Source organism: Actinomycetospora sp., assembly GCF_055612215.1.
Genome location: NZ_JBVPVA010000788.1, coordinates 1 through 3,051 on the forward strand (window position 1 = coordinate 1; position 3,051 = coordinate 3,051).

Consider the following 3,051-nt stretch of genomic DNA (forward strand, 5'->3'; position numbering starts at 1 on the left):
ACCAGCATCGCGACCGCGGTGATGAGCAGGTAGCTGGTGAACAGCAGCGACACCTGCGCGGGCGTCGCGGAGAGCTGCTGGGCGAGCGCGGGCAGGATCGGGTCGACCAGCCCGATCCCCATGAACGAGATGACGCAGGCGAAGGCGACCGCCCAGACCGCCTTCGGCTGGCGGAACGGACTCGCCTCCGCCCCGTGCGAGGAACCGGCAGCCACGACCTCGACCTCCCTGGCACACGCGTGCGGCCCCGCACTCCGGGGCCCCGCATCTAGTTGTACCAAGCTAAGTAAAGATCGACGCATGATCTCCGCAACAGTGCGCCAAGCGGGGCGCCTCAGGCCTCCGGGACCGGGTCGCTGCGCCAGTCGCGGAGGTTGACCTGGTCGCACTCGAGGGCCATCGCGTCGATCTCCGCCGCGCTCGCGCCGCGCCCCAGGAGCTCGGCGAGGCGGCGGAAGTACTCCTCGCGGGGCGCCCCGGGCACGAAGAGGATGAGGAAGCGGGCGACCTCGTCGCCGACCGCCCGGAAGGCGTGCACCCCGTTCACCGGGACGTGCGCGAAGTCGCCGCTGCCCAGCACCGCCCAGTCCGTGCCGCTCATCACCGCGAGCCGCCCGGAGATCACCCAGAACGACTCCGAGAACCCCTGGTGGTAGTGCGGCACGGCGCCGATCCGCCCGGGGGTCGCGGCGCTCTCGAAGAGCCCGAACCCGCCCCCGACGACGTCGCCGGGCGCGGTGAAGACCGCGGGTCCGGCCTGCTCGGCCCGGTCGCGGAACCGGTAGACGCCGGGCTCGGAGGCGGGCACGGCCTCGGTCGGGAAGCTCATGGACGACTCACCTCACGTGGGAGGGCACGAACGGCGGGCTCACGACCTCGCACTCCAGCGGGCGCCCCCGCACGTCGATCGCCACGACGTCACCCTCGGACAGTCCGGCGGCGGTGTCGAGCAGCGCGAGCGCGATCCCGGTCTTCAGCGTCGGCGAGAAGGTGCCCGACGTCGTCTCCCCCACCGCCGAGCCGCCGTAGGTCACCGGCATGTGCGGGCGCGGGATGCCCCGGCCGGTGGCGCGCAACCCCCAGGCGCGGCGCCGCGGCCCGGCCTCGCGCTCGGCGAGCAGGGCCTCGCGGCCCCAGAACTCAGCCTTCTTCCACCCGACGGCGAACCCGCACCGCGCCTGGTTGGGGGTGATCTCCGGGCCGAGGTCCTGGCCGTGCAGCGGCAGTCCCGCCTCGGTGCGCAGCGTGTCGCGGGCGCCGAGCCCGGCCGGGCGGCCGCCGACCTCCGCGACGACCGCGGCGAGCGCGTCCCACAGCACCTCGGCACCCTCGGCCGGCGCGATCAGCTCGTAGCCGTGCTCGCCGGTGTAGCCCGTGCGGCAGAGCCGGATGGCCTGGCCGTCCCAGTCGACGTCGAGGAAGGCCATGTAGTCGAGGTCGGTGTCGCCGAGGTCGTCGGCGCCGGGGAGGACGCCGGCCTCGGTGAGCACGCGGGCCGACGCGGGACCCTGCACGGCGAGCACGACGTGCGCGTCGTGCTCGTCGGTCACGGTGATCCCGTCGGGCGCGGCCGCGGACAGGAGCTTTCCGACGCCGGCCGAGTTGGCCGCGTTGGGTACGGCGAAGACCTCCTCGTCGCCGACGAGGTAGAGGATCAGGTCGTCGACGACGCCGCCGTCCTCGGCGCAGCACAGCGTGTACTGGGCCTTGCCGGGCACGATCCGGGTGAGGTCGTTGGTCAGGCAGCGGTCGACGAAGGCCGCCGCGCCCGTCCCGCTGATGCGGACCTTGCCCAGGTGGCTGACGTCGAAGAGCCCGGCGGCCTCGCGGGTGGCGGTGTGCTCTGCGACCACCCCGCCCTTGCCCGAGCCCGCGTCGCCCGCGTACTGAACGGGCATCTCCCACCCGCCGAACGGCGCGAAGGTGGCGCCGAGCGCCTCGTGGCGGGCGTGCAGGGGGCTGTGTCGCAGCGGCGTCGATCCCGGGTCGCTCACGGGTCAGGGACCGTACGGCACGCAGACTGTCCGGGGGGCGTCCTAGCATGCCGATCACAGCGTCGGGAGGCTCCCGCGCACCAGCCCAGCGATGGAGGCACGCCCCGTGAGCACCCCGCCCGACCTCCGGCTCAGCTTCGAGGCCGCCACCTCGGCCGAGGTCGACGTCCTCGTCATCGGGACCCGGCCGGAGGTCTCGGAGGCCGACGCCGAGGAGACGGTCACCCCCGGGTCGCCGGTCCTGGTCGGCGCGGGAGGGCTCGACGCGGCGTTCGACGGCGAGCTCGCGTCGCTGCTCGCGCTCGCCGGCGCCGCCGGGACCGCGGAGGAGGTCGTCAAGCTGCCGACCCGCGGTGCGGTCACGGCGCCGCTGGTGCTGGCCGTCGGGCTGGGCCCCGATCCGGACACCCGGGGTGCCGACGGCACCGCCGGCGCTCCCGACCTCGCCGAGCAGGTGCGGCGCGCCGCGGGGGCCGCCGCCCGCGCCTTCCCGAAGTCCGCGACCCGGATCGGCTCCACGCTCTCCGAGCTCGACCTCGCGGCCGCCGTCGAGGGCACCGTCCTGGGCGCCTACACCTTCACCGACTACCGCAGCGCCACCGACGATGAGCCCCTGCGGACCGTGACCTTCCTCGGCGCGCCGGGGGGCAGCGGCGGCGCGCCCGAGCGGGAGTACGCCACGCTGGCCGATGCCGCGATGCGGGCGCGCGCGGTGTGCTCGGCGCGCGACCTGATCAACACCCCGCCGAACGACCTCTACCCGGCCGAGTTCGCCCGCCGCGCGGTCGAGATGGCCGAGGCGGTCGGGGTCGAGGTCGAGGTGCTCGACGAGTCCGAGCTCGCGGCGGCCGGCTACGGGGGGATCCTCGGGGTCGGCACCGGCTCGTCCCGCCCGCCGCGGCTGGTCCGGCTGCGCCACAACCACCCCGAGGCGACGAAGTCGGTCGCGCTGGTCGGCAAGGGCATCACGTTCGACACCGGCGGGATCTCGATCAAGCCGGCCGCGAACATGGACCACATGACCTCGGACATGTCCGGGGCCGCGTGCGTCGTCGCC

General features: G+C 74.7%; 3 protein-coding genes and 1 pseudogene. 1 reads left to right on the forward strand and 3 read right to left on the reverse strand.

Annotated elements, in window-relative coordinates; genetic code table 11:
* The 3 genes and pseudogenes from AC0CYZ_RS21570 to gcvT all read right to left on the reverse strand — a co-directional run.
* Positions 1 to 215 (reverse strand): annotated as a pseudogene (locus AC0CYZ_RS21570) (MFS transporter); the annotation flags it as partial.
* Between the two features lie 119 nt (positions 216 to 334).
* Entirely contained in the window at positions 335 to 829 is a 495-nt protein-coding gene (locus tag AC0CYZ_RS21575; RefSeq protein WP_472219094.1) for a cupin domain-containing protein, read from the reverse strand.
* Positions 830 to 836: 7 nt separating this feature from the next.
* Complete coding sequence (gene gcvT, locus AC0CYZ_RS21580) at positions 837 to 1,994, reverse strand: glycine cleavage system aminomethyltransferase GcvT (RefSeq protein ID WP_472219096.1); 1,158 nt, start codon at positions 1,992 to 1,994, stop codon at positions 837 to 839.
* 106 nt (positions 1,995 to 2,100) lie between these two features.
* Between gcvT and AC0CYZ_RS21585 the strand changes: the two genes are divergently transcribed.
* Positions 2,101 to 3,051: M17 family peptidase N-terminal domain-containing protein (locus AC0CYZ_RS21585; RefSeq protein WP_472219098.1), on the forward strand; the 951-nt coding region annotated here is incomplete at its 3' end.